General features: G+C 71.0%; 23 protein-coding genes. 10 read left to right on the forward strand and 13 right to left on the reverse strand.

Annotated features, from left to right (window positions below; all coding sequences use genetic code 11):
- Positions 1–54: 54 nt before the first annotated feature.
- A complete protein-coding gene (locus ABOD76_RS00880; RefSeq protein ID WP_350240713.1) occupies positions 55–1,728 on the forward strand; it encodes a RecQ family ATP-dependent DNA helicase in 1,674 nt (557 codons plus the stop codon).
- 13 nt (positions 1,729–1,741) lie between these two features.
- Here the strand turns inward: ABOD76_RS00880 and ABOD76_RS00885 are convergent, their stop codons facing one another.
- The 11 genes from ABOD76_RS00885 to ABOD76_RS00935 all read right to left on the reverse strand — a co-directional run bounded on the left by ABOD76_RS00885 (position 1,742) and on the right by ABOD76_RS00935 (position 13,525).
- Entirely contained in the window at positions 1,742–2,560 is an 819-nt protein-coding gene (locus ABOD76_RS00885; RefSeq protein WP_350240715.1) for a DUF1206 domain-containing protein, read from the reverse strand.
- Positions 2,561–2,787: 227 nt separating this feature from the next.
- Positions 2,788–5,901 carry an ExeM/NucH family extracellular endonuclease gene (locus ABOD76_RS00890; protein WP_350240716.1) on the reverse strand — a complete coding sequence of 1,038 codons (3,114 nt, stop codon included), beginning with the start codon at positions 5,899–5,901 and terminating at the stop codon, positions 2,788–2,790.
- A 240-nt stretch (positions 5,902–6,141) separates the two neighbouring features.
- The gene (locus ABOD76_RS00895; RefSeq protein WP_350240718.1) at positions 6,142–7,761 is read right to left on the reverse strand and encodes a pyrroloquinoline quinone-dependent dehydrogenase; all 1,620 of its coding nucleotides are present in this window, start codon (positions 7,759–7,761) and stop codon (positions 6,142–6,144) included.
- Positions 7,758–8,453, reverse strand: a complete 696-nt coding sequence (locus ABOD76_RS00900) for a c-type cytochrome (RefSeq protein WP_350240719.1) — start codon at positions 8,451–8,453, stop codon at positions 7,758–7,760. The genes ABOD76_RS00895 and ABOD76_RS00900 overlap by 4 nt, the downstream gene beginning before the upstream one ends.
- The gene (locus tag ABOD76_RS00905) at positions 8,450–9,127 is read right to left on the reverse strand and encodes a c-type cytochrome (protein WP_350240720.1); all 678 of its coding nucleotides are present in this window, start codon (positions 9,125–9,127) and stop codon (positions 8,450–8,452) included. The genes ABOD76_RS00900 and ABOD76_RS00905 overlap by 4 nt, the downstream gene beginning before the upstream one ends.
- The gene (locus ABOD76_RS00910) at positions 9,124–9,408 is read right to left on the reverse strand and encodes a hypothetical protein (RefSeq protein ID WP_350240721.1); all 285 of its coding nucleotides are present in this window, start codon (positions 9,406–9,408) and stop codon (positions 9,124–9,126) included. Before ABOD76_RS00910 ends, ABOD76_RS00905 begins: the two co-directional genes overlap by 4 nt.
- A complete protein-coding gene (locus ABOD76_RS00915; protein ID WP_350240722.1) occupies positions 9,398–9,928 on the reverse strand; it encodes a hypothetical protein in 531 nt (176 codons plus the stop codon). Before ABOD76_RS00915 ends, ABOD76_RS00910 begins: the two co-directional genes overlap by 11 nt.
- Complete coding sequence (locus tag ABOD76_RS00920; RefSeq protein WP_350240723.1) at positions 9,925–10,482, reverse strand: cytochrome c oxidase subunit 3; 558 nt, start codon at positions 10,480–10,482, stop codon at positions 9,925–9,927. The genes ABOD76_RS00915 and ABOD76_RS00920 overlap by 4 nt, the downstream gene beginning before the upstream one ends.
- 5 nt (positions 10,483–10,487) lie before the next feature.
- On the reverse strand, positions 10,488–12,176 hold the full coding sequence (locus ABOD76_RS00925) for a cytochrome c oxidase subunit I (protein WP_350240724.1): 1,689 nt from the start codon (positions 12,174–12,176) through the stop codon (positions 10,488–10,490).
- Positions 12,173–13,111, reverse strand: a complete 939-nt coding sequence (coxB, locus tag ABOD76_RS00930) for a cytochrome c oxidase subunit II (protein WP_350240726.1) — start codon at positions 13,109–13,111, stop codon at positions 12,173–12,175. The genes ABOD76_RS00925 and coxB overlap by 4 nt, the downstream gene beginning before the upstream one ends.
- Positions 13,112–13,144: 33 nt before the next feature.
- Complete coding sequence (locus ABOD76_RS00935) at positions 13,145–13,525, reverse strand: hypothetical protein (protein ID WP_350240727.1); 381 nt, start codon at positions 13,523–13,525, stop codon at positions 13,145–13,147.
- 298 nt (positions 13,526–13,823) lie between these two features.
- Here ABOD76_RS00935 and ABOD76_RS00940 point away from each other — a divergent pair, with 298 nt between their 5' ends.
- The 4 genes from ABOD76_RS00940 (at position 13,824) to ABOD76_RS00955 (ending at position 16,985) form a co-directional block, all read left to right on the forward strand.
- Complete coding sequence (locus ABOD76_RS00940; RefSeq protein ID WP_350240729.1) at positions 13,824–14,804, forward strand: GNAT family N-acetyltransferase; 981 nt, start codon at positions 13,824–13,826, stop codon at positions 14,802–14,804.
- Between the two features lie 92 nt (positions 14,805–14,896).
- Positions 14,897–15,208 (forward strand): hypothetical protein, encoded by a 312-nt coding sequence (locus ABOD76_RS00945; RefSeq protein WP_350240731.1) that lies wholly within the window; start codon positions 14,897–14,899, stop codon positions 15,206–15,208.
- A 140-nt stretch (positions 15,209–15,348) separates the two neighbouring features.
- A complete protein-coding gene (locus ABOD76_RS00950) occupies positions 15,349–16,551 on the forward strand; it encodes a hydroxyacid-oxoacid transhydrogenase (protein WP_350240733.1) in 1,203 nt (400 codons plus the stop codon).
- Positions 16,548–16,985 (forward strand): acyl-CoA thioesterase, encoded by a 438-nt coding sequence (locus ABOD76_RS00955; RefSeq protein ID WP_350240735.1) that lies wholly within the window; start codon positions 16,548–16,550, stop codon positions 16,983–16,985. Before ABOD76_RS00950 ends, ABOD76_RS00955 begins: the two co-directional genes overlap by 4 nt.
- Before the next feature lie 3 nt (positions 16,986–16,988).
- Here ABOD76_RS00955 and ABOD76_RS00960 read toward each other — a convergent pair whose 3' ends face one another.
- The gene (locus tag ABOD76_RS00960; protein WP_350240737.1) at positions 16,989–17,510 is read right to left on the reverse strand and encodes a hypothetical protein; all 522 of its coding nucleotides are present in this window, start codon (positions 17,508–17,510) and stop codon (positions 16,989–16,991) included.
- 129 nt (positions 17,511–17,639) lie between these two features.
- On the opposite strand from ABOD76_RS00960, the gene ABOD76_RS00965 reads away from it, so the two are divergent.
- The 5 genes from ABOD76_RS00965 to ABOD76_RS00985 all read left to right on the forward strand — a co-directional run bounded on the left by ABOD76_RS00965 (position 17,640) and on the right by ABOD76_RS00985 (position 23,000).
- Complete coding sequence (locus ABOD76_RS00965; protein ID WP_350240738.1) at positions 17,640–18,635, forward strand: FUSC family protein; 996 nt, start codon at positions 17,640–17,642, stop codon at positions 18,633–18,635.
- 181 nt (positions 18,636–18,816) lie between these two features.
- On the forward strand, positions 18,817–19,878 hold the full coding sequence (locus ABOD76_RS00970; RefSeq protein WP_350240739.1) for an HD-GYP domain-containing protein: 1,062 nt from the start codon (positions 18,817–18,819) through the stop codon (positions 19,876–19,878).
- Positions 19,879–19,955: 77 nt separating this feature from the next.
- The gene (locus tag ABOD76_RS00975) at positions 19,956–20,930 is read left to right on the forward strand and encodes a LysM peptidoglycan-binding domain-containing protein (protein ID WP_350240740.1); all 975 of its coding nucleotides are present in this window, start codon (positions 19,956–19,958) and stop codon (positions 20,928–20,930) included.
- 91 nt (positions 20,931–21,021) lie between these two features.
- Positions 21,022–22,107 (forward strand): acyltransferase, encoded by a 1,086-nt coding sequence (locus ABOD76_RS00980; RefSeq protein ID WP_350240741.1) that lies wholly within the window; start codon positions 21,022–21,024, stop codon positions 22,105–22,107.
- Positions 22,108–22,157: 50 nt separating this feature from the next.
- Complete coding sequence (locus tag ABOD76_RS00985) at positions 22,158–23,000, forward strand: alpha/beta hydrolase family protein (protein ID WP_350240742.1); 843 nt, start codon at positions 22,158–22,160, stop codon at positions 22,998–23,000.
- A gap of 3 nt (positions 23,001–23,003) precedes the next feature.
- Here the strand turns inward: ABOD76_RS00985 and ABOD76_RS00990 are convergent, their stop codons facing one another.
- Positions 23,004–24,263, reverse strand: a complete 1,260-nt coding sequence (locus ABOD76_RS00990; RefSeq protein ID WP_350240744.1) for a cation:proton antiporter — start codon at positions 24,261–24,263, stop codon at positions 23,004–23,006.
- Positions 24,264–24,565: the final 302 nt, after the last annotated feature.

Genomic DNA, 24,565 nt, shown 5'->3' on the forward strand with positions numbered 1-24,565 from the left:
CAGCTGGAGAGAGGCAGGGTGTCCGGCCTCGAGGCAGCGGAAGGAGCCGGGTCCATGGTCAGAGTTAGCAAAGAGATGCAACGGGCACAGCGAATCGCCCGTGAGGTGTTCGGACACGAGCAATTGCACGGCGCGCAGCAGCAGGCCATCGGGTCGGTGCTGGAGGGCCATGACACGCTGGCCATCATGCCCACCGGCAGCGGCAAGTCGGCCATCTATCAGGTCGCGGCGCTGGCCCTGGGCGGCCCGGCGGTGGTGGTCTCGCCGCTGATCGCTCTGCAACGCGATCAGGTGGAGGCGCTGGAGGTGCACCTGCCGGGTCAGGCCGCCTGGATCAACTCCACCCTGCGCCCGGCAGACCGCGAGGCGACCCTGCAGGCCTTCGAAGAGGGGCAGCTCGCGTTCCTGTTCCTCGCACCCGAGCAGCTCTGCAGTGAGGAGACGCTGGCCCGGCTCAGCGCCGCCCGACCTTCACTGTTCGTGGTGGATGAGGCGCACTGCGTGTCCGAGTGGGGCCACGACTTCCGCCCCGAGTATCTGCGGCTCGGGCAGGTGGTGGAGGCGCTGGGTCGCCCCCCGGTGCTGGCCCTGACCGCCACCGCTGCGCCGCCGGTTCGGGCCGAAATTATCGAGCGGCTGGGAATGCGCGGCGCCCGCACGCTGGTGAGTGGGTTCGACCGGCCGGAACTCCGGCTGGAGGTGCGGCGTTTCGAGAACCCGGACGCCAAACGCTCGGCGCTGCTGGCCGCGGTGTTGGAGGCGCAGAAGCCCGGCATCGTCTACGCGGCGACCCGCAGGGCGGCAGAGGAATGTGCCGAGGAGCTGCTGTCATGCGGGGTACAGGCGGCGGCCTATCACGCCGGCATGAATGCGGCGGCGCGCGAGCAGGTGCAGACCAGCTTCATGCTGGATGAGCTGGAGGTGATCGTGGCGACGAACGCCTTCGGCATGGGCATCGACAAGTCGAACGTGCGCTTCGTGTATCACCTTCAGCTTCCGGGGTCGGTGGACGCCTACGCCCAGGAGCTCGGGCGGGCCGGCCGGGACGGCGCAGCGGCCGATGTGATCCTGTTCTACACACCCAGCGACCTCAATCTGCGCCGGTACTTCGCGGGCGGCCCTCACCTGGACGCGGAGCAGGTGGAGGTGGTGCTGCGGACGGTGGAGGAGGCGGACGGTTCGCTGGACGTCCAGGCGCTGAGTGAGCAGACGGGCCTGTCTCAGGCACGGGTGCTGACGGCGGTCAGCCGTCTGGAGGATGTTGGGGCCGTGGACGTGCAGCCGGGCGGCGCGGTGAACGTCAGCGGGGAGGCGAACGAGACCCCCCCGGCAGACCTCGCAGCGCAGGCGGCCCAGGCCCAGGACCGCCGTCAGGCCTACGAGCGCTCGCGGCTGGACATGATGCGCGGCTATGCCGAGACTGAAGGATGCCGGCGCGAGTACCTGCTCAACTACTTCGGCCAGCCGTACCAGGCGCCGTGTGACAACTGCGACACCTGCCAGGACGGACGGGTCCAGGAGACCGGCGCGGGGCTGGCGGTGCCGTTCGCCATAGGCGGCCGGGTGGCCCATCGGAGCCTCGGAGAGGGCCAGGTCATGCATTACGAGGGCGAGAAGATCACCGTCCTGTTTGATCAGCACGGCTATCAGACCCTGGCGCTGACCATCGTGCTGGAACAGGCGCTGCTGGAGCCACTGTTCGCCTCCGGGCAGCTCCCGACCGCCTGAAGGCGCGGCGGCCCTAGAGCAGGCTCACGCGCCGGTGCCACGCCTGCGCGAAGGAATAGAGCCCCAGGCACAGCAGGCCGAAGGCGAGCACCCCCAGCAGCCACAGGCCCGACGGGTCGTCTGCCACGATCCGGATGACCTTGCCGATGCCCCCCGACGCCTGGGCGTTGTCCCACAGGGCCGCGCGGATCAGGAGTACCCCAATCACGCCCAGCACCGCGCCGCGTGCCAGCAGTCCGAGCAGTCCGGCCGCACGCAGCAGGGCGGTGTGCCACCCGGGCAGATGCTCCACCTCAACGAACATCAGGAACATGCCGGTGAACGCTACGATCAGGTGATTCACCAGCACGCCGAGCAGCACCACTCCGGCCGTCCCGACCAGCCACGGCCCCAGCGGCAGCATCAGGAACCACGCCACCCACATCTGGGGGTCGTTGCCGTCTCCCTGCCCCCAGCCGCGCCATGCCACCTGCACAGCGATCCCAGCCGCACCGAGGAAGGTCAGGGCGCTGGTGAGACACCCCAGGCGCCGCACCAGCGGCAGAAACCCCTTGCCCTGACCGTCCGCGTCGAGGAAGGCGCGGCACAGCAGCCACACCACGTAGCAGAGCAGGCCAGCCGCCACGCTCCACAGCAGCCCGCGGCCCCACGGTTCGTTCGCCCAGGTGGCGAGGGCGCCGCGTACGCCGTCCGGCAGCTGCCCCACCCCCAGGGCGGCGCGCAGGGTGGAGGCGCCCAGGCTGAAGAAGACCAGGCCCTTGGCCACGTACCCGATGCGCGCCAGCCATCCGATCAGCGCCTCATGGCGTCTGGCCCACCCCCGCACATCCATTGCGCCAAGCTAGCGGCCAGGGCCGCAGGGCGGGTGCGGGCACGGCCAAGGGAAATTGAGGCGACTCAGCGGTCAGCTGGGGTGAGCATGAATGCCGGCTCAGCACGGTGAAGGGTGATGTCCTGCGACAGGAGAAGTGGAGAAGGCTTTGGCCGGAGTCAGCCGCTGCTTGTGCCGACGCCAAGAAAACACCGGCCCCACAGGGGGCCGGTGAGATTCCATCCGCTTCAGCGAGGGCAGACGTTCGGGGGGGTGGCGGTGGTGCGCGGGTTGACCGACCCGGCGGCGAAATCTCCGTCGGCGTCGGTGTCGGTGCAGCCGTTCCCCTTGCGCGAGGCGCTGGTGCTGGCGGTCAGGCCGCTGTACGTCACCGCGTCCAGCACCGTCGGGTCGGTGAGGCTGCCCACCGCCGTGGTCTGGCGGGCCACCAGCACCTTGCCGCCCGAGGCGCCCATGCCGATGGTGCCGGTCGCGTCGGGGGTGGGCAGCGCGGTGGTGCCGCCGGTGCCGGCCGCCTCCTGCACCAGGAAGTACTGCCCCGGAGCCAGCGTGGTGGCCGGCAGCGTGGTGACCTGCCAGCTGTTGCCCGTCGAGCTGGCGTACTGCACCGAGCTGCCGCTCAGGTCCACCGGGGCGTCGCCGGCGTTGAACAGCTCAATGAAATCGTTGCGGTAGGTGGCGCCGCTGTTGCCGCCGCCGCCGTACACCTGACTCACCACCAGCTTGCCCACGCCGGTGGGCACGGGCGTCACGTTCACGGTGATCGGGGTGGCCGAAGCGGTGTCGCTGCCGGCGGTCGCGGTGACGCTCACCTGGACCGTGGCGGGCGCGGCGTAGGTGTGGCTGAGCGTACCGCTGGTGCCGTTCAGGGTATCGGAGGTGCCGTCACCCCACTGGGCGGTGATGCGCTCGGCGCGGTTGCTGGAGACGTTCAGGGTGTAGGGCCGGCCCACCGTGGTGGTGCTGGCGCCGCTGGCCGTCACGGTCAGGGCCGGCAGGGTCCGGTCGGCGTCGCGGGTCAGGCTGAGACCCACCAGCACCGGGTCGTGGTCGCTGGCGCGGAAGGGGGTGGGGGCGTAGCGGTCGTCGGTCTTGAACTCGGTGTTGTAGTCAAAGACGGTCGGCTCGTCCGAGTTGATGTGCCACTCGGTGATGCCGCTCACCTGTCCGGACAGGCTGCTGCTGGCCAGCGCGTGGTCCAGGTAGCCGCTCAGGCCGCCGAACACGTAGGAGTAGCGCTCCGCCTGCGGAATGCGCAGGTTCAGCGACTCGAAGCCGCCCGACTGCAGGGTCTTGATCGGGTCCTCGGCGCCGTAGCTGTTCAGGTCGCCCAGCAGCAGCACGTCCGGGTCGGCGGCGCTGCTGCTCAGGCGGCTGGCGAAGCCCAGCACCGCCTGCGCCTGCTGCACCCGCAGCGGGTTCCAGCAGCCCTGGCCCTGATCGGCGTTCACGTCGCCGTCCGCCGGACAGCTGCCCTTGCTCTTGAAGTGGTTGGCCACCACCGTCAGGACGCCGCCGCTCACGCGGTCCTGGAAGGTCTGCGCCACCGGCGGGCGGCTGTAGACGCTGTTGGTGTCGATGACCGGGGCGCCCACCGGGTTCACACGCGAGGGCTTGTACAGGATCGCCACCCGGATCTGGTCGGTGCCCACGGTCCCGGTCAGCACCGGGCGGTAGGTCTGCACCTGCAGGGTCGGGTCAATGGCGGCGTTGAGGGTGTTCACCAGGTCGGTGAGGGTGGTCTCGCCGTTGTTCTCCACCTCCATCAGCGTGATGATGTCGGCATTCAGGCCCTTCAGGGCGGCGGCGACCTTGGCCTTCTGCCGGTCGAATTCCGCCTGGGTGGTGGCGCCGCGCCCGGCGCTGCCGAGCGTGGTGAAGTAGTTCAGCACGTTGGCGCCGGCCACCCGCAGCACGCCGTCCGGGCCCACCGGCTGGGGTGCGGCCGGGCGGGGGTTGCTGCTCAGGAAGCTGGGCGCCACCGTGGCCTCCAGCTTGTAGGCGTCGTTGGCGTAGCGCAGCACGCCGGTCAGCCCGCTGACCTGATCGCCGATGCGGCGGGTGGCGTCGGTGCCGCTGCCGCTCAGGAACGGGATGGGGGCCGGGTTCTGCGCCGACTGACCGTCGTCCAGCACCAGGCGCAGACGGTCCAGCTGGTCCTGGGTCGCCAGCGGTGGATCGAAGTTGGTAGGGTTGAACTGCCGGCCGCCGCTGGACAGCGTCAGTTCGCCGTAGCGGCCCAGGCTGAAGGTCTCGGTCACGAACAGCGGCTCGCTGGCCTGCAGCAGCATGCCCTCGTACCGCTCGAAGTCGTTGATCGGCAGCGTGACGTTGGTGGGCTTGACCTCCACGCCCGCGCCGCACTTCACGAAGCTGGTCACGGTGTCGAGTTCAGTCTCGGTGCCGGGCAGTTTGTCGCTGCTGCCCTTGAACTCGCGCACCACGGCATTGAACTGCACCAGATCGCCCGGCGCCACGTTCTGTGGGGTGGTGCCGGTGTACACGAACACGCCGTCGGAGGTGGCCGGATTGTTGTCCCCCTTCGGGTCCTGCAGGTAGAAGCCGCGCAGGCCGCTCTGCAGGTCTCCGGTGACCACGCCACGCACCGTCACCGGCTGCCCGGTGAGCGGGCTGGTGGCCCCGTCGCCCTGAATGGCCGGAATGGTCGTCACCGGCGTGCCGCTGGGCGGGCAGCTGGTCACGTCGGTCAACGGCACAACCGCCGTGGAGCCGCCCTCGCTGAGGTTGAAGGTGAGCTGACCGGTCTGGGTCTGCTGCCCGTCGGATGAGCGGCCCTCCACCGTCACGGTCAGGCCACGCGCGGTGGGGACGCGGGCAAACGCGCCGCTGGCGGTGCTGCCGCTGACCGTCAGCGGCTGCTTCAGGTCGCCCAGCTGAGCGACCAGTGCCTGACTCTGGTCGTGAACCGGCGAGGCGCTCACCTGCACGGTGGCCGTCACACGGGTCAGGGCAGGCGCCGTGGTGGTCTTCCCGCCGGCGGTGCTGAGTTCGGTGTCGGCGCGGTACAGCACCACCAGCCGGTCCGGGCGGTCGTAGCCGCGGATCACGGCGCTGTACTTCGCGGTGTCGGCGCCACTCAGCACCACGGTGGCCACGCCGTCTTTCGGCACGGCGCTGAACACTTTGGGCGTGCTGAGTTTCTTGCCACTGAGTTCGACCGTCACCAGTTGCACGTCCGGCGCGAGCTTCACGGTCAGCGCCGCATCATTCTTGGCCAGCGCCGTGATCGGCAGGCTGGAGGCCTGGGGTGTCGTGGCCGGGCTGGAGCCACAGGCCGCCAGCAGCAGTGAGCACGACACGAGCAGCAGGGGAATACGCATGACTTCTCCTTGGGTTCCGCTGAACTTGGTCAAGACAACATGGGGAACGGCGGCCATGATAGACAGCGAGTTGTCATCCGCAGTTCAGCCTCTGGCCGTTCAGCTGAGGAAAGTCTTCATTTTTAAAGAACTCTGAATGATGTGTGAAGGGGCGGGCCAGGTGGAGCGTCGCGGCCAGACACGTGAAACGTGCAGGTCAAGGTGAACCTGCACGCGCGGGCCTCCGCTTTTTTGAAGGGCTCAGGGCAGGCGGTACAGCACCACCCGGTTGCCGCTCGGCTTGGGCAACGGCCCGGTCCAGGTGCCGCCGGCCGCGACGGCCACGTACTGCCGACCACCGGCCAGATAGGTGATCACGCCGCCCAGGATGGCGGCGTGCGTCTGGCCCCGGAACAGCACCTTGCCGCTGCGGGCGTCGATGGCCTGCACCTCACCGTTCATGTCGCCCGTCAGCAGCAGCCCGCCGTCGGTCGTGGTGACGCCGCCCAGCATCGGGGTCTTCTGGTGCACCTTCCACGCCACGCTGCCGTCCGAGGCGTGCACCGCGTAGGTCCAGCCGCTCGCCTTGCTGGGCGGGTCGAACTTGGCCGCGCCATCGAAGTAGAACATGCCGGGGATCAGCTTGCCGGGAATCAGCTGGTACGACGCGCAGAAGTCCACGGTGTTGATGTACAGCAGGTCCAGCCCCGAGTGGTAGGCCGGGCCGTTCCACTCCACGCCGCCGTTCATGCCGGGGCAGGTGCGCTGCGGGTCCTTGCGGACCGGGGGCGTGCCGGTGTTGAGCCGGGTGGAGATGTCGGTGGTGGACTTGAGCCGGTGGCTGGCGCGGTCGTAGATGAACAGCTGGGCGGCCTTGGTGCCCACTGCCATGTAGGGGTGCCCGTCCCGGCGGTACACCGCGGGGGCCGCGCTGGTGTCCCAGTCGTGGGTGTCATGGGCAAGCTGCTGCACGTACCAGCGCAGCTTGCCGGTGCCGGTGTTGATGGCCACGACGCTGTCGGTGAACAGGTTGGCGCCCTCGCGGTTGCCGCCGTTCAGGTCTGCCTGCGGGTTGCCGAGCGGCACGTACAGGGTGCCCTCCACCGGGTCCAGGCTCACGGACGTCCAGTTGGCCCCGCCACCGTGCTCACGCGCCAGGTCGTTGGGCCAGGTGTCGGCGCCGAACTCCCCCTTCTGCGGGATGGCGTTGAAGCGCCACAGCGGCTTGCCGGTACGCACGTCCAGCGCCGTGACGTACCCGTTGGCGGCCCAGTCGCCGCCGGCCGTGCCGATGAACAGCTTGCCGCCGTAGGCGACCGGCGCGGCCGGCACAAAGGCCCCCGTGGAGGAGTCCACCAGATGGGTGTTCCACAGCAGCTTCCCGGTGCTGGCGTCGTAGGCGAGCACGTGGCCGTCCGGAGTGCCGCGCATCACCCGGCCGTCGTACACCGCCACGCCGCGCTGGGCCGGGTACACGATCGGGTCCTGGTAGCGGTACTCGCTGTGCCACCTGATCTTGCAGGTGGCGGCGTCGGCGGCGTAGGTGCCGCTGGGGGTGGTGAAGTACAGCACGCCGCCCGCCTCGATCAGGCTGGTCTCGAAGGTGGTGGAGAGGTGCAGGTCCAGGGTGCAGACCTCTTTCAGCTGCGCGGCGTTGCCGGTGTTGATCTGCCGCAGCGGCGAGTGACGCTGGCTGCCCAGGTCGCGACCGGTGCTGAGCCAGTCGGTGGAGGCGGGGTCGGTCAGCTGGGCGTCGGTGGGGGCGCTGCTGGACGCCTGCGGGGACACCACCGTGGTGCTGGGCGTGAAGGGGGGCGCGTGCTGCTGCGCCAGGGCCACGGCGGCCAGCGTCAGCGTGAGGGTCAGGAGACGTGCGGTCATGGTTTGGCTGCTCCGGGGGTGAGGGTGGCGACGTAATTGGCCAGGTCTTTCAGCTCGTCGTCGGTGAGGTGCTGCGTCTCGACGTGCATGGCGTTCTGGCCCGGCTGATTCCCGGGCGGCGAGGCCCGCACCGTTCGCAGGTAGGTGAGCGTGTAGCCGGGACTCTGGTGCAGCAGCGACGGGGTGCCGCGCGCCGCGTCGCCGCGGGCGTTCTCGGCGTGGCAGATCTGGCAGGCCACCACCGCGCGGGCCGGGTCGCCGTTCCGGTACAGGGCGCGGGCGCGGGTCATGTTGCTGCCGGGAATGCCGGGCCACGGGTCCACCGGCTTCTGGGCGGCGTAGTAGGTGGCGATGTCCGAGATCTGCTGGGCGTCGAGGGTGGGGAAGACGTTGATCATGCTGGTCACCATCGTGTCGGGGAGGTTGCCCTGACGGTGGTGGAAGAGCAGCATGTTCTTGTACAGGAAGTCCACCTGCTGGCCGCCCAGGTTGGGAATGTCGCCGTTGGTCGGCTGGCCCTTGCCGCCGTGGCAGTCGGCGCAGTAGTGCTGGTCCACCAGCGTGCTGCCGCGCGCCACGTCGCCCACCGGCATCGGCTGTTCGGGCGGCGTCACCGGCCGCAGCGCATAGATGACGCCGCCCACCGCGAGCAGCGCGCCCAGCACCGCCACCGGCACCACCACGCGCCTCACTGGAAGCTCCCGGTGGGCAGCTGCTGCACGTAGGCGGCCACCGCCTGGATGTCCCGGTCACTCAGCGTGCGGGCCACCGTCCGCATCGCCTGGGCCGACGGCTGGTCCGGCCGGGCCGGCAGCTGGCGATACACGTTCAGCCGGTAGATCACGTAGCCGCCGTGCTGCCCGCCGATGCGCGGCACCAGCGGCGTGGTGCCGCCGCTGCCGGCCGAGCCGTGGCAGGTGGCGCAGGCGATCTGCCCCTGATACGGGCGGCCGCGCTCGTACAGCGCCTGCCCTTCCGAGACCAGCTGCGCCTGCAGCACCCGGGTGGGGTGGGGGAGCGGGTCGCGGCTGTAGGCGCCGGCCAGCGCCCGGATCTGGGCGTCGGTGAGGTGGCGGGCGTAACGGGGCATGATGCCGTCCTCGCCCGCCTGAGCCTGGGCCCGGAACGCCTCGAGCCGGGCCTCCAGCCACTCGGCGTGCTGCCCGGCCAGCGAGGGAATGTTCGACAGCGGCGCCTGGCCGCGCTGCCCGTGGCACACCGGGCAGCCGAGCTGGGCGGCCAGCACGCCCGGCGCCGTCTGGGCATTGGCCGGCACCGACGGCCGGGTGCCGGAGCTGGCGGCGGTGAGGGCCAGCACCGCCAGCGCGCCCAGCAGCGCCGCGCCCACGCCCAGCGCCCGCCTCATGAGCCCTCCTCCGGATGGTCGCTCAGCCAGGCCCGCCAGGCACTCAGCCCCGCCGTGAGCCACAGCACCACCCCCACGATCAGCACGGCCGCGCCCAGCACGCCGGCCAGCAGGCTGGGCCACGCCAGCCCGAGCCCCACCAGCGTGAGGCCGGCAGCGCAGATGAGCGGGGCGGGCGTGTCCGGCGTGTGTGGCAGCTCCTGTGGCGGCTGCCACTCGGAGCCGGGGGTGAGCGCGTGGCCGGGCGGCTGGGCCGGGTGATGATGCGACTCAGTGGACATGAACCGCTCCTTTCTCGGTGGCCACCATCCGGGCCACGATGGTGAGGGCCGCCAGCGTGTAGAGCAGGCCGCCGCCCACCCACATCAGCACGCCGGCCACCAGTCCTGCGTTGTCCATGCCGCTGCCGAAGGCCACCCACGCGCCGGTCAGGGCGCACACGGCCATCTGCAGCACCGTGACCGCCAGCGAGGCGACGGTGGCCGGCCAGAGGGCCAGCGCGAACAGCGTCCCGGCGCCCAGGAAGGCCACGCCCTCCACGGCCAGCAGGTCCGGCTGCGCGTCCACCCGCGTGAGGGTGGCGGGCAGGTGGGTCAGGACCGTCACGCTCGCCAGCGCCAGGCCGCCCAGCCACGCCGGCACCCTCGGGCGCCAGCCGGGCCGGCCCAGCAGCAGCAGCGGCGGCACCACCAGCGACAGCAGCAGGTGGGCCAGCATGTGCTCGGGCATCTGCAGGCGGGTGTACAGCCACCCGGCCAGCAGCACGCCGGCGGAAGCCAGCCCCAGCGGCAGGCGCGTCACGGCCCCCTCCAGACGTAGAACACCAGATACAGCGCCAGCCACACGGCGTCCACGAAGTGCCAGTACAGCGCGGCGGCCGCCACGCCCGGCGCGCGGCGCCCGATCAGCCCCCGGAAGCTCAGCACCGATAGCCCCACCAGCATCGGCAGGCCCAGCAGCACGTGCAGGCCGTGCAGCCCGGTGGTGGTGTAGAAGGTGGCGAAGAACAGGCTGGCGCTGACGGTGCCGCCGCGCGCCATCAGGTGGCTCCACTCCAGGCCCTGCGCCACGGCGAAGGCCGCGCCCAGCAGCGCCGTCACCAGATAGAGTGCTCCGGCCCCTCGCGGGTCCCGGCGTTCGCGCTGCCGCTCGGCCAGCACCAGCACCGCGCTCGACCCCCACAGCAGCACGCTGAAGATCAGCATATGCGCCGGGTCCAGCAGCGTCTGCCCTCCGTGGTCCTCGGTACGGCGCAGGTAGACGTTCGACACCACCAGCAGCAGAAAGATCACGGTGTCGCTGGCCAGGAACGCCAGCATGCCCAGGTGGGTGCGCGAGGCGCGATCGTTCGGCACGGCGGTCACCGGTGCTCACGCTCCTCGTCGCGGATCGGCCGGCCCTGGCGGTCGTGGCGGGGCGGGCGCACGTGATCCATGTCGTCCGGGTGTTTCAGGTCCCACAGCGGCCGGCGGGAGTGCAGCGGCGGCAGCGCCACGAAGTTCTCGCGCCGGGGCGGGCTGCTGCTCAGCCATTCCAGCGTCCAGCCGTTCCACGGGTCCGGCCCGGCCACGGCGCCGTGGGTGCGGCTGCGCCACAGGTTCACCAGCAGCACCAGCAGGCCCACGCCCAGCACGAAGCCGCTCACGGTGGAGAACAGGTTGAGCGCTTCCCACCCGCTCAGGGCCGGGTAGGTGTACACGCGGCGCGGCATGCCCATCAGGCCCAGCAGGTGCTGCACCAGGAACACCCCGTTGAAGCCGATCACGTTCAGCCAGAAGCCCCAGCGGCCCAGCCGCTCATCCAGGAAGCGCCCGGTGAACTTCGGGTAGTAGTAGTGCAGCCCGGCCAGCACCGCGAACAGCGACCCGCCGAACAGCACGTAGTGGAAATGCGCCACCACGTAGTAGGTGTCGGTCAGCTGCCAGTCGATCGGGACCACCGCGAACGTCACGCCCGATACCCCGCCGAAGGTGAACTGCACGATGAAGGCGGCGGCGTACAGCATCGGCAGGGTGTAGCGCACGCTGCCCTTCCACATGGTCGCCAGCCAGTTGAACACCTTGATGCCGGTGGGAATGGCGATCAGCATCGAGGTGGTGCCGAACGCGAGGTCCACCGGCCAGCCGAGGCCCACCGCGAACATGTGGTGCGCGTACACCGCGAAACTCAGGAAGGCGATCGCCACGCTCGACCACGCCACGAACTCGTAGCCGAAGATCGGCTTGCGCGAGAACACCGGGATGATCTCGCTGATGATGCCCCAGGCCGGCAGGATCAGCAGGTAGATCTCCGGGTGCCCGAACAGCCAGAAGTAGTGCTGCCACAGCACCGGGTCGCCGCGCGTGAAGAGCCCGGCGCCCAGCAGCCGGTCCACCTCCAGCATCATCAGCACGGCGGTCAGGCACGGCAGCGCGAACAGGATGATGAAGCCGTTGACCCAGGCCATCCACGCGAACATCGGCAGCCGCCGGTACAGCATGCCCTGGGCGCGCAGCCGCGCGCCGGTCACCAGGATGTTCACCGCTGTGAGGGTGGTGCCGTAGCCGCTGACGATCAGCGCCACCGACCACAGGTCCACCCCGCGCTGCGGCGTGAAGGCCGTTTCGCTGAGCGGCGCGTAGCTGAACCACCCCTGCGACGGTGAGCCGGTAAAGGGGCTGAGGTACAGCAGCAGGCCGCCGCCCACCAGCAGCCACAGCGAGAAGGCGTTCAGGCGTGGAAAGGCCATGTCCCGGGCGCCGATCTGCAGCGGCAGCAGGTAGTTGGTGAAGCCCAGCAGCAGCGGCAGCAGCACGAAGAAGATCATGGTGGTGCCGTGCATGGTCAGGAAGCGGTTGTACGCCTCGCCCACCAGCAGGTGGTTGTTCGGCACGGCCAGCTGCAGGCGCATCACCAGCGCTTCCAGGCCGCCCAGCACCAGAAACACGGCGGCCACGCCCATGTAGGTCAGGCCGATGCTCTTGTGGTCGGTGGACGTGAAGAGGCGCCACCAGGACAGGGCCGGGGCAGCGGCCGGCGCAGCGGACACGGCAGGAACACGCTGATTCACTTGAGGGCCTCCAGATAGGCGCTGAGGTCGTTGATCTCCTGATCCGAGAGCGGCAGGGTCGGCATCCGCGCGCCGGGCTTCACCTGCTGGGTGTGCTTCAGCCAGCGCTGCACGTTGGCCGGGGTGTTGGTCAGCACGCCGCCCGCCATCAGCTGCCGGGACGCGAAGTGCGTCAGGTCCGGGCCCACCGCGCCGTCGTGCGGAAAGTCGGATGTCTGGCCCTGCACGGCGTGGCAGGCGCTGCACTGCACCTCACGGAACACCTGGGCGCCATGAGCCGCCGCGCTGCCGGCCACCAGCGTGGGGGCGGGAGAGTCCGGCCCCGCTCCGGCGAGGCTGGCCGCGTCGTCCGCGATCACCCGGAAGCGCATCCAGGCGTGCTGCGGTCCGCAGAACTCGTTGCATTCGCCGGCGTAGGTGCCCGCTTTCGCCGCCTCGATCCACAGCCGGTTGTGCTGACCGGGAATCACGTCAATCTTGCGGGCCAGCTGCGGCACCGAGAAGTCGTGAATCACGTCGGCGCTGGTGAGGTCCAGCAGCACCCGCCGGCCCGCCGGGATGTGCAGCTCACCGGCCGTCTCCGCGCCGCCCGGGGTGCGGAAGGCCCAGTACCACTGGTGGGCCGTCACATACACGTCGGGGTTGGGTCCGGCGGTGTCAGGTGACGACTGGCCCGCCACCCGCACCGTCAGGAACAGCAGCACACCCACCAGCGCGACGGCCCCCAGGATCCAGCCCACCTCATCTCTGGTGTTGCCGAAGATCTGGGCCGGCTCGCCTCCGGCCCCGCGGTGGCGGTAGCGCCACATGAACCAGCTGAGCAGTCCCGCCACCAGCAGAAACACGCCCAGGCCCAGCCAGAAGGTGATGCTGGTCAGCTGGGTGATGGGGCGCGCCAGCGAGGACGCTGGATCGAAGACCGGGAACGCGCTCATGGCTGGCCTCCCGCTCCGGTCCTGGGGCCGAGGTCAGCGCGCATGTCGGCGGCCTCCCCCGGGCATGCTGGCGGCCTGTGGACTCGGCGGCAACGACAGGCTCCGCAGCAGCGGCTTGCAGCGCTCGCCCCAGGGCGTGAGCCGGTAGGCGTGCCGGCGCGGCGACACCGTGATGCAGATGCGTTCCAGCAGTTGCAGGTCCAGCAGCGTGCCCAGCAGGTCGCTGGCCACCTGCGGATCGAGGCGGGCCATCCGGCACAGGGGCATCAGCGCGACCGGGCCGGCGCACACCACCTCCAGCACCGACCGCATCTCGGGGCGGTGCCGCAGGGCCTGCCACGTGTCGGGCACAGGCGTCACACTCACCGCAGGCGGCAGCACTTCCAAAGGACCACACCAATCCGCGAGTTTCATGGCCCGCTCCTCTCCCGAACGCCGGTCAGCGTTAATCGTGTCGTGTTACGACGATGTCTGTCTTTACGGTACGCCTTGCGAGTTTGGCGTCACTAGAGCAACCCTTCATGAAATCACCGTAGGCCGCGTCCAGGCCAGACGGCCCCTGCATGCGTGCCTGGACCGCCGGGCTGGCCGGTCCGTGTTGCTGGAACTGGTAAGGCGGCACCCCACCACCGCGCTTCAGGGCCGCCAGGAACAGCACCGTTTCTGGCGGCCCGATGTTGCTCCGGTTGCTAAGGACGGGTACGGTGAGGCCATGACCATCTCCGTCGCCACCGACCTGCCCGCGGCGGCCTATCAGATGCTGGGGGCGTTTCGTTGCAGTCTGCTGGGGTATGAGCGGGGGAGCGCCGAGCGAATCCGGGCCGGCGGGCTGACCCCGCAGCAGTACGCGCTGCTGGTGATGATCGCAGGCCGCGAGGACGAGCCGCCCAGCGTCGGTGAGGCGGCCCAGGAGCTGATGCTCAGCCACAACAGCGCGGTGGAGCTGTCGCAGCGCGCCGAGAAGGCGGGGCTGCTGTGCCGCGAGGTGGATCCGGAGCGGGGCAGCCGCACGCTGCTGACCCTCACTCCGGAGGGCGCGGCCCGCACCGACGCCATCACCCGTCGGCTGATCTCGGAACTGGGCCTGGAGCGGCTGCAGGTCCAGATGGCAGTGGACCGCTGGCGGACCCTGCTGCAGTCAGGCCGGTTCAATGACGCGCTCAGCTCGGGCGGCCGGATGGACGCGGGGCCGCCGGAGTTCAGCTGCACGCCGGCCACCGCCGCTGAGCAGCCGACGGTGTGGCGGCTGCTGCAGCTTCAGCTGCACGTGCTGGCCCGCTGCCACGGGGTGCCGGTGGGCGAGGACGGCGAGTACCCCTATCCGGACTTTGGGCGCTACTGGGCGGGCGCAGGCGATCAGGCGTGGCTGATCCGGGTGGAGCGCCGGCCGGCCGGGCTGGCGCTGCTCCACCACCATGCAGACGAGCCGCGCACCGAACTTGCCGAGCTGCACCTGCTTCCAGACGCGCAGGGCCGGGGCGTGGGCCGGGCCGTGATGCGTCAGCTGTTCGCTCATCACCCGGGCCGCTGGTCGGTGCAGTACCACGAAGATGATCTGGCGGCCCGCCACTTCTGGCACAGCGTGCTGCACGGCCTGCAGCTGACGGCGGACGAGGAGCGGGGGGCCACGCTCCCGCTCGGCACCGGCCGTCGCCTGCACTTTCAGGTGCCGGCCGGTGAGGGCCGGTCTTGAGCCGGCGTTGACCCAGCGGGCGTGCCGCCAGCGGCTTAAGGCTGTTGTGGCGTGGCTCATCGGGCAGGAGTCGTGCCGGGCCACAGTGGGGCATGATGGCGTTGCTGCTGGGGGTGATCGCGCTGATGGCGGTCCTGACGCTCACGTTTCTTCACGCGCACAGCCGGCCCCGACGCTGCCGCCCCCTGACGGCCGCCGAACGCCACCAGCTGAGCGGCCTGATGCGGGCCGGACGGCCGGATGAGGCGGCGCAGGAGTGCCACTGGATGACCGGCGCGCCGCTGCCTCAGGCGCGCCAGACGGTCGAGGCGCTGGTGGAGGCACCTGGAGGGCCGGCGGCCATGCCGCCCGGCTGGTCCGGTGCCGTCGCAGACGCCGCACCGGGCCGGGTTGCCGCCGGTTAACGAGGCCCGTCGCCTGTGCCCGGCCGCCGCGCGACATACTGGCAGCCTGAGCAACAGGGAAAGCGAGGTGCCGTATTCAAGCGTCAGAAACGATCTTCACGGTCGAGGCCACCCCGATCAAGTTCGGTCCCGGCGCGGCGATGGACGCCGGCTGGGAGCTGCAGCGGCTGGGCGTGCGCCGCGCCCTGGTCGTGACCGATCCACGGGTGGCCGTGCTGGACACCACCCGGCGGGTGCTGCAGGTCATCGAGGCGGCCGGCATCGAGACGGTCCTCTTCGACGGCGTCCGGGTCGAACCGACGCTCGCCTCGCTGGAGGCGGCGGTGCAGGCGGCCCGGGACGCGCAGGTGGACGGCTACGTGGCCATCGGCGGCGGGTCCTGCATCGACACCGCCAAGGTGGCCAACCTGGTGGTCAGTGACGGCGGCCAGATCATGCAGTACGTGAACCTGCCGATCGGGGAGGGCCGGCGGCCAGGCGCGCCGCTGCGCCCGCTGCTGGCGCTGCCCACCACCTCCGGCTCCGGCTCCGAGGCGACCACCGTGGCGATCCTGGACCTGCCGGACCTGGGGGTCAAGACCGGCATCTCGCACCGCTCGCTGCGGCCCAGCCAGGCGATCGTGGACCCGGAACTGGCGGCCACCGCACCGGCCGCCGTGACGGCCGCCGCCGGGCTGGACGTGGTGTGCCACGCGGCCGAGTCGTTCCTGAGCCGGCCGTACACGTCGCGCCCACGGCCGGAACGGCCGGAGGACCGGCCCCCGTACCAGGGCCGCAACCCGGTCTCGGACCTGTGGTCGGCGGCGGCCATCGAGGCGGGCGGCCGCTACCTGCGCCGGGCCGTCTACGATCCGGCGGACGTGGAGGCGCGCGGCCGGATGATGCTCAGCGCGACCATGGCGGGCGTGGGCTTCGGCTCGGCCGGGGTGCACATTCCGCACGCGTGCGCCTACCCGGTCGCCGGGCTGCGGCACACCTACCGGGCGCCCGGCTATCCGGCCGACCACCCGTTCGTGCCGCACGGCTTCAGCGTGATCGTGACCGCGCCGGCCGCCTTCCGGTTCACCTACGACGCCGACCCCGAGCGGCACGAGGAGGCGGCCCGGCTGCTGGGCGGGGCCGGCGAGGCGCAGGGCCGCGACGCCCTGCCCGCCGCCCTGACCCAGCTGATGCGCGACGTGGGCGCCCCCAGCGGCCTGCGTGAGCTGGGCTACGACCGCTCAGACCTGCCGCAGCTGGTGGAGGGCGCGCTGAAACAGACCCGTCTGCTGGCGGTGGCGCCGGTGCAGCCGTCCCCGGACGACCTGCAGCGCATCCTGGCCGAGTCGCTGGAGCTGTGGTGACGCCGGAGACGCTGGCCGACTACCCGCACACGCTGCCGCTCACCACCCGCTGGATGGACAACGACGCCTACGGCCACGTCAACAACGTCATCTACTACGCCCTCTTCGACACGGTGGTCAACACTTACCTGATCCGGGCGGGGGTGCTGGACGTGCAGCGCGGCCCGGTGATCGGGCTGGTGGTGGAGTCCGGCTGCCGCTACTTCGCGCCGCTTTCTTACCCGGACGAGGTGACGGCCGGGCTGCGGGTGGCGCGCATCGGCACCAGCAGCGTCCGCTACGAGATCGGGCTGTTCCGCAGCGGCGAGGTGCAGCCGGCCGCCACCGGCCATTTCGTGCATGTGTATGTGGACCGCGAGGGGCGGCGGCCCACGCCGCTGCCGCCGGCCCTGCGCGCGGCGGTGGAGCGGCTGGCCGGCCCGCCGGGCAGCTGAGCGCTACTTCAGTGAGGCGTAGTCGACCTTGACCTCATCCAGGAGGGTCTTCAGGTCGTCGGTCATGGTCTTCGTGTACTCGGCGCGGGTCAGCACCTTCTTGTTGCCGCCGTACATCCCGTCGCGCCAGATCTGCGCCATCGGCAGCTCCACCTTGCCGTCGTTCGCCACGTAGCTGTACACCGTCAGGAAATCCTGGTAGATGGTGGGTTCGCCGTCCACGTCCACCGAGAACGAAAAGTACAGCTCGCGGTCGCAGGTGTCTGCCGCGTCGTACTGAAGGGCCTTGAGCCCCAGGCCCTTCAGGGCGGCGGCCAGCTGCGTCTCGGCCATGGTCACCAGCGCGGCGTCCTTCTTGTCGTTCACCAGCACGCTGGCGCTGTAACACAGGTTCTGGCCGCCCCGCACCGCCGCGAGGGCCGGCGCTTCCTCACTGGGCTTGGCGGGAGTGGCAGCCGAGGCGCTGGCCGGCAGCAGCAGGCACATCAGGGCGAGCATCGGGCGGGCATGAACACGGGTATGCATGGTGACTCCTGGGGGTGTGGTGGCGCTGCGCTCCAGCATACCGGCTGCCGGTCCGCGCGTCCCGGGCCCGATCGGGGGAGGGGCCGCGCTACACTGGCACGCACGTCCCGTGGAGGAGGGCGCCTGCCTGTGCCGTTTGTCCGTGACCTGCTGACCCTAGGCCCGGCCCGCCGCGATCACCTGCCGGCCGGGCGCATCGCGCTGGGGGTGGCCCTGCCGCTGCTGATGCTGCTGTGGCTGGGCCGCAGCGACCTCACCATCTACGCCTCGTTTGCTGCCTTCACCGGCATCTATGCGCGCAATGAGCCGCTGGTCCCGCGCCTGTGGCACCAGGGGGTGAGCGCCCTGCTGCTGCTCGCCTGCGAGCTGCTGGGCCTCTGGCTGGCCCACTCGGGGACCGGGCCATGGGGCGTGGTGATGGCCGGAGGCGTGGTGGCGGCAGTTGGAGCGGTGCTGGCAGCGGCGCTGGGGCTGCGCCCGGCCGGCGCGCTGTTCTTCGTGTTCGCGGTGACCGGCATCGCCAGCCTGCCGAACCCGGCGCCGCTGGGCGTGGCGCTCGGCGTGGCGGCCAGCACGGCCCTGTTCTGCCTGCTGCTGGGCGTGGCGGGGGCGCAGGTGTCGGGCCGGCTGCGCCCCGCGGAGCTGTCCGCGCCCCCGCCGCACCCCCACACGGAGACCGAACTGGGCGCCCACGGCCTGCGGCACCTGCTCGCGGCGTCGCTGGCCGGGCTTGCCGCCGTGCTGTCGGGGCTGGGCCACAGTCCCTGGGCGATGGTGGCGGCAGTGGCACCGATCTCGGCCCAGGACCACGCGGGCCAGGTGATCCGCGCGCTTCAGCGCATCCTCGGCACGCTGCTGGGCGTGGTGCTCGCCGCCCTGCTGCTGGCCCTCCCGCTGTCGCCGTGGGGGCTGGCCCTGCTGGTGGTGGGCCTGCAGTTCCTGGCCGAGCTGTACGTGGCGCGCAACTACAGCGTGGCGATGGTGTTCGTTACGCCGCTGGCGCTGCTGATGTCGCAGCTGGGCAACCCGGTTCCGGCGCTGGGGCTGCTGACGTCCCGCGCGGCTGAGACGGTGATCGGCGCCCTGATCGGGCTGCTGGTGGTGGTGACGCTCCGGCGACGCTAATCCACGGCGTGCAATCGCTGTCAGACGGCTGTAAGTTCATTCCCGCCACGATGGACGGGTGGACCGTCTTCCCGATTCTCCCGCGGCCCGGCCGGTCGACCGGTCCGGCCAGGAGCCCCCTCCTTCCACAGCCCCTTTCGCTGCCACGCCGGACCGCCGCGCGCACGCCGCCGAGTCGATCGTGCGCCTGACCCGCCGCGCGCTGGAGGCGGCCGACCTGAGCAGCGCGGTGGTGCCCACCCTGCAGGAGCTGGTGGACCGCACGGCCGCCGCCGGTTCCGCCTACTTCCAGACCGACGGGCTCCGCCCGGCCTACCACGCGCGGGTCGCCGCTGGCCAGATGCCCGAAGGCGCGGCGATGGCCGCCATCCTGGCGCACGGGCTGCCGGCCGAGACCCCGCTGATGCACGCGCTGCGCGGCGCCACGGTGCCGCTGTTCTTCGACGACACGCACCTGGCCACGGAGGCCGCCGGCTTTCCGGAGCTGGGGGTGCGCTCGCTGGCGGCCGCACCGGTCCGGGGGCGTGACGGCACGCTGCTCGGCGCCTTCCTGATGCATACCTTCGTGCGGCACCGCTGGAGCACCACCGAGGCCGAACTGTTCACGGCGGTGGCCGAGACGATGGCGACCCTGACCGCCCGGCTGGCCGCCGAAGAAGGGCTGCTCGCGGCGCGCGAGTCGGCGCTGCGGGCGCTGGGGCTGGGCCTGGAGTACAAGGACCGCGAGACGCTGGGCCACACCGACCGGGTGACGCACCTGGCCGTGCAGCTGGGCCAGCGGTTGGCGCTGAGTCCGGAGACGCTGCAGGCGCTGCGCTGGGGCGCGTACCTGCACGACGTGGGGAAACTGGCGGTGCCGGATCAGGTGCTGCTGAAGCCGGGCCGGCTGGACACCGGGGAATGGGCCCTGATGCAGACGCATGTGCTGGAGGGCGAACGCTTCGCCGAGACGCTGGGGTTTCTGCCGGTGGGCGCCCGGGCGGTGATCGCCGGGCATCACGAGCGCTGGGACGGGAGCGGCTACCCGCGCGGGCTGGGCGGCGAGCAGATCCCGCTGCTGGCCCGGATGTTTGCCCTGTGTGACGTGTACGACGCGCTGACCAGCGAGCGGCCCTACAAAGCCGCCTGGAGTCCGGAGGCGGCGCTGCAGGAGCTGGACGCGCAGGCGGGCCGGCAGTTCGACCCGCAGCTGGCCGCCAGCTTCGTGGCGATGCTGCAGGACACGCCCGCCGGACGTGCCTGAGCCACAGTTCGTGTTACGCTGACGGCGGCCAGCCGACACACATCACCGTCCGCTGGACACAATCACTTGAGGACAGGGTGGGTAGATTGCCAGAGAATGCGCTGCTTCCCGCCTGGACCACCGCGGTCCGGCGGCTTCATCACACGACACGCTTTGCCGGTCTGGCCACCGCGGCCCTGACGCTGTTGACCGTCGGGCCCGCCACCCGGGTGGACGCCGCGACCTACACGGTGCGGCCAGGCGACACGCTCTACCGGGTGGCCCGCGACCACGGCACCGACCCCACGACCCTGCAGCGGCTCAACCGGCTGACCAGCGACACAGTGACGGTGGGCCAGCGGCTGCAGGTGCCGGACGGCGGCGCCACATCAACACCGGCACCAGTCCGCTCCCCCGCGACGCCCACCGCCACGGTGCGCCCCGCCGGCACCGTGAGTGCGCCGCGGCTGGACCCGGGCAAGGTGAGTGGGCCGGTGGCCTGGGCGGTGCAGCCGCCCGCCACGGTCGCCAGTTTCATCGGGGGGCTGCCGGGGCCCGGCAACCTGAGCGGCTTCGGTGACCTGCTGCCGCTGCGGACCTTTCTCAAGGGCCTGACCTTCGACTACCAGACCTACAACAACTGCGGGCCCAGCGCCCTCTCGGCGGTGCTGGGCTTCTACCGGGTCAAGATCAGCCAGGACGTGATCCGCCAGAGCACCCGGCCGGACGGCGGCTACATGCAGGTGAGCGCCATCGCGCCGGAGCTGGCCCGCTTCGGCCTGCGCACGCTGACCATCCGCAACGGCCAGCTGAGCCAGATCAAGCGGCTGCTGGCGCTGGGCATCCCGGTGATCGTGCTGCAGTGGTACGACCGGCCCGGTCACATCAACCACTTCCGGGTGGTGCGCGGCTACGACGATCAGGCGGGGGTGGTGTGGGTCAGTGACAGCATGGTGGGGCCGGTGGCCTACCTGAGCTACGCCAGCTTCGACGCGCTGTGGAACACCCAGGGCCGCAAGATGTTCCCGGTCTACCCCAACGGCTACGACCCGCTGGTGCGGCAGCTGCTGTAGGCAGGGCGCCTGCCTTTTCATCTGGGCGCACCCTAGACTGGCGCCTGATGAGTGGACGGTATAGGCGCAGGGCCGCCCGGCAGGAGCACCGGTGACGGACGGCGGAGCTTCGGCCCTGGTGCCCGGGGCGGCCGCACCCGCAACGACCTCGGACCGCCATACGGCCATTGACGTGTTCCGGGGGCTGACCATCCTGGAGGTGATCGGCCATCACGCCAGCGGCATGGCCCTGCGCCACGCGACCCCCGAATCCGGCCTGCATGCCCTGTTGACGGTCCTGAACCGGTCGCTGCACTTCGCGGTGCCGGCATTCATGTTCCTGAGCGCGATGATCCTGACCCGCAGCCTGCTGCGGCGCTTCGACGCCGGGCGCTACTTCAGCCGGCGGCTGCTGCGCGGCGGCTGGCCATATGTGTTGTGGACCGGCGTCTATGCGGTGTGGTACGTGTGGACCGGCCTGCGCCCGGCCGAGCATCTGGCGGACCCTCAACGCTGGACGCTCTGGCTGCTGTATGGCAAGGCCAGTTACCACCTGTACTTCCTGCTGGTGGCGCTCCAGCTGTACGTGGTGCTGCCGTTGCTGCTGCCGCTGGCCCGGCGGCGGCCCACGCTGCCGCTGGCATTCGCGCTGGGCCTGGCGCTGCAGCTCGGCCTGTACCTGCTCAACCGGGAGGCGCTGCGGCTGCCGTTTCCGGCCAGTTCCCTGCTGTGGTACGCCCTGCCGGTGGCGGTGGGCGCCCGCTCCGGCGAGTACGGCGCGTGGTGGCGGGCCCACCGGCGGAAGCTGCTGCCGCTGCTGGCGCTGGTCTACGCCGCGTACCTGCCGCTGGCGCTGGCGTACCTGCGCGGCGAGCCGGTCACTCCGGTGGTGTACAGCGGCCTGTCGTGGGTGTACACCACCCTGTGCGCCCTGACGCTCCTGGGGCTGGCGACCAGTGCCGGTCGGCTGCCGCGCGCGGTCACCGTGCCGCTGGCGGCCCTCGGGACGGTCAGCCTGCAGGTGTACCTGCTGCACCCGATGCTGCTGCAGCTGCTGGAACGCGCCGGGTTTCCCGGTGCCAGCGTGGCCTTCGCGCTGACGGTCGCGGCCTACGGGCTGAGCGCCCTGCTGATCCCGGCGCTGGTGGGCTGGGCGCTGCGCGGGACCCGGCTGAGCGTGCTGCTGTTCGGTCGCTGAGCCGACGCTCTCACCCGGCTGGCCAGGGCGGGCCGCTACAGTGGGCGGTCATGCGCCTGCTTGCCCTCCTGCTGACGCTGTTGCTGGCGGCGCCCGTGGCCGCCGCCCTGTCCCCGTCGGTGCTGCTCAGACGGCTGGATCAGCCCGACGGCCCGTCGTATCTGCTGGTGCCGCACCCCTGTCTGCAGCAGCGGCGCTGCCCGTTGATGGTGGTGTCGCATCCGCGGGGCCAGAGCGCCGAGCGCCTGCTGCAGAGCACGCCCTTCAGCGCCTACGTAGAGGCGCTGACCGGTGCCGACATCGCGGTGCTGCTGAGCAACGACGGGGGTCCGACCGGCTGGGGCCGGCCGGCCGCGCTGACCCGGCTGGATGAGCTGCACCGCGAGAGTGTGGCGCAGTTTCAGTACAGCGGGCACACCTATGCCTTCGGCGTGAGCATGGGCGGCCTGACCGCGCTGCGCAGCGCCCTGGCCGGCCCGTATCCGGTGTCCGGCGTGGTGCTGCTGGACGCCTGGGCCGACCTGCGGGTGGCCTGGGCCGTGCCGGGCAGCCACCGCCGCGAGCTGGAGGAGGCCTACGTCCTGTCGGGGCCGATGCCGCCCACCCTCGATCCGCTGGTGCTGGCGGAGGCCGGGCCGCGGCTGCCGCTGCTGGTGATGGGCAGCCGTGACGACGCGGTGGTGCCGTTTATGGACAACGGCCTGCCGCTCTTCGAGCGGGCCGCGGCCCCGGGCGTCAGCACCCTGGTCACGCTGCACGGCCCGCATCTGGGCGGCAGCCATTTCAGTCCGGCGCTGGCCCAGCGGGTGGTGCAGTTCGTGACGGCGCTGGAGCGGCTGGACGGCGGCTGCGAGGACGCGTGCGGCGCGCCGGACCAGCTGGTCGAGCCGTGAGGCTCAGGCGGCCGACTCCGGCAGGGCGCCCGCCGCCCGGCGGGCCAGGCGGCCCATGGTCAGGCCCTGCACCACGATCGAAAACACCACCACCACGTAGGTCAGCACCAGGAAGATGTCGTGCTGTGGACCCGGCGGGACGCTGAAGGCCAGCGCCACCGCGATGCCGCCGCGCAGCCCGCCCCAGGTCATCACCTGGGCGGTGAAGGGCGAGAAGGAATACCGCCGCCCCAGCAGGCTCAGCGGCAGCTGCACGCTGACGGCCCTGGAAAACAGCACGATCGGCACGCAGGCCAGCCCCAGCAGGAGCGTCAGCGGTGAGAACGAGACCGCCACCACTTCTAGAGCGATCAGCACAAAGAGGCCGGTGTTGAGAATCTCGTCGGTGAGGTGCCAGAAGCCGTCGAAGTGCGGCTTGGACGTATCGGACAGCACGCCCCGGTCGTTCAGCTGGCCGATCAGCAGGCCGGCCACCACCATCGCCAGCGGTCCCGACAGGTGCAGCAGGTCGGCCAGCGCGTATCCGCCGGTCACCACCGCCAGCGTGATCAGCACCTCCACCACGTAGTCGTCCACCTGCCGCAGCAGCAGGTAGGCGAGGTACCCGAGGACAGCCCCGAACAGCACTCCGCCCAGCGCCTCCTGCGCGAACAGCCCGGCCACCGCCAGCGGTGTGGGGGAGGCGTGCCCCGCGCCGCTGGCGATGGCGGCGATGACGGCGAAGGCCACCACCCCGATGCCGTCATTGAACAGGCTCTCGCCGGCCACCAGCGCTTCCAGCCGCGCCGGCACCTTGGCCCGCTTGAGCAGGTCCAGCACGGCCACCGGGTCGGTGGGCGAGATGATCGCCCCGAACAGCAGCGCGAACGGCCACGACACGCCCAGGCCCACCAGATGCAGCAGGCCGTAGACCAGCGCCCCCACCAGCACGATGGACAGCGCGGTGGACACCAGGGCGAAGGTCAGCACCGCCGTGCGCTGGCGGAACAGTTCGCCGGTGTTGAGGCTGAGTGCCCCCGCGAACAGCAGGAAGCTCAGCAGGCCCTGAAACAGCACGTCGTTGAATTTGAAGGTGCCCAGCACCTTCACCACCGTTTCGGCGGCCGGGACTTGCAGGCCCACCAGGCCCAGCAGCAGCACCGACACCGCCAGCCCCGCCAGCGTCACGCCGATGGTGGTGGGCAGGCGCAGGTAACGTCGGTTGATGAAACTCAGCAGGGCGGTGACGCTCACCACCAGCGAGATCAGCTGAAAGGGAGTCATCCGGCCACCGGGTCATGGTGAGGCGGGAGCGGCGCGAGGAGCGCGGCGGAGCAGGGCGAAATCTTAAGCATAGGACGTCCAGGGGAACAACACAAAGGGGCGAAGACCGCTCGACAGTCTCCGCCCGGCCAGCATATGGAGGCTGGAGCTCCGGCCGCCCGGCGGCCTGGTTGTAGGGGCAGTCTAAGGGCTGCCGCCCGTTCAGGCAACCACCCACCGGCAGGGCTGGCCGAAACACTGTGAAGAATGTCACACTGGTGACATCGCCGGGACCGTGACCGCTCGCCTCCGGGCGACCGGGG

This window comes from Deinococcus sonorensis KR-87, from assembly GCF_040256395.1.
Lineage (GTDB): Bacteria > Deinococcota > Deinococci > Deinococcales > Deinococcaceae > Deinococcus > Deinococcus sonorensis.

What these genes read in the sequence shown, in the direction of transcription:
- ABOD76_RS00890 (WP_350240716.1), bottom strand. Translation starts at nt 5,901, where the DNA reads ATGCGTATTCCCCTGCTGCTCGTGTCGTGCTCACTGCTGCTGGCGGCC.
- ABOD76_RS00945 (WP_350240731.1), top strand. Translation starts at nt 14,897, where the DNA reads ATGATGGCGTTGCTGCTGGGGGTGATCGCGCTGATGGCGGTCCTGACG.
- ABOD76_RS00905 (WP_350240720.1), bottom strand. Translation starts at nt 9,127, where the DNA reads ATGAGGCGGGCGCTGGGCGTGGGCGCGGCGCTGCTGGGCGCGCTGGCG.
- ABOD76_RS00910 (WP_350240721.1), bottom strand. Translation starts at nt 9,408, where the DNA reads ATGTCCACTGAGTCGCATCATCACCCGGCCCAGCCGCCCGGCCACGCG.
- ABOD76_RS00950 (WP_350240733.1), top strand. Translation starts at nt 15,349, where the DNA reads ATGGACGCCGGCTGGGAGCTGCAGCGGCTGGGCGTGCGCCGCGCCCTG.
- ABOD76_RS00940 (WP_350240729.1), top strand. Translation starts at nt 13,824, where the DNA reads ATGACCATCTCCGTCGCCACCGACCTGCCCGCGGCGGCCTATCAGATG.
- ABOD76_RS00880 (WP_350240713.1), top strand. Translation starts at nt 55, where the DNA reads ATGGTCAGAGTTAGCAAAGAGATGCAACGGGCACAGCGAATCGCCCGT.
- ABOD76_RS00895 (WP_350240718.1), bottom strand. Translation starts at nt 7,761, where the DNA reads ATGACCGCACGTCTCCTGACCCTCACGCTGACGCTGGCCGCCGTGGCC.
- ABOD76_RS00935 (WP_350240727.1), bottom strand. Translation starts at nt 13,525, where the DNA reads ATGAAACTCGCGGATTGGTGTGGTCCTTTGGAAGTGCTGCCGCCTGCG.
- ABOD76_RS00990 (WP_350240744.1), bottom strand. Translation starts at nt 24,263, where the DNA reads ATGACTCCCTTTCAGCTGATCTCGCTGGTGGTGAGCGTCACCGCCCTG.
- coxB (WP_350240726.1), bottom strand. Translation starts at nt 13,111, where the DNA reads ATGAGCGCGTTCCCGGTCTTCGATCCAGCGTCCTCGCTGGCGCGCCCC.
- ABOD76_RS00985 (WP_350240742.1), top strand. Translation starts at nt 22,158, where the DNA reads ATGCGCCTGCTTGCCCTCCTGCTGACGCTGTTGCTGGCGGCGCCCGTG.
- ABOD76_RS00885 (WP_350240715.1), bottom strand. Translation starts at nt 2,560, where the DNA reads ATGGATGTGCGGGGGTGGGCCAGACGCCATGAGGCGCTGATCGGATGG.
- ABOD76_RS00960 (WP_350240737.1), bottom strand. Translation starts at nt 17,510, where the DNA reads ATGCATACCCGTGTTCATGCCCGCCCGATGCTCGCCCTGATGTGCCTG.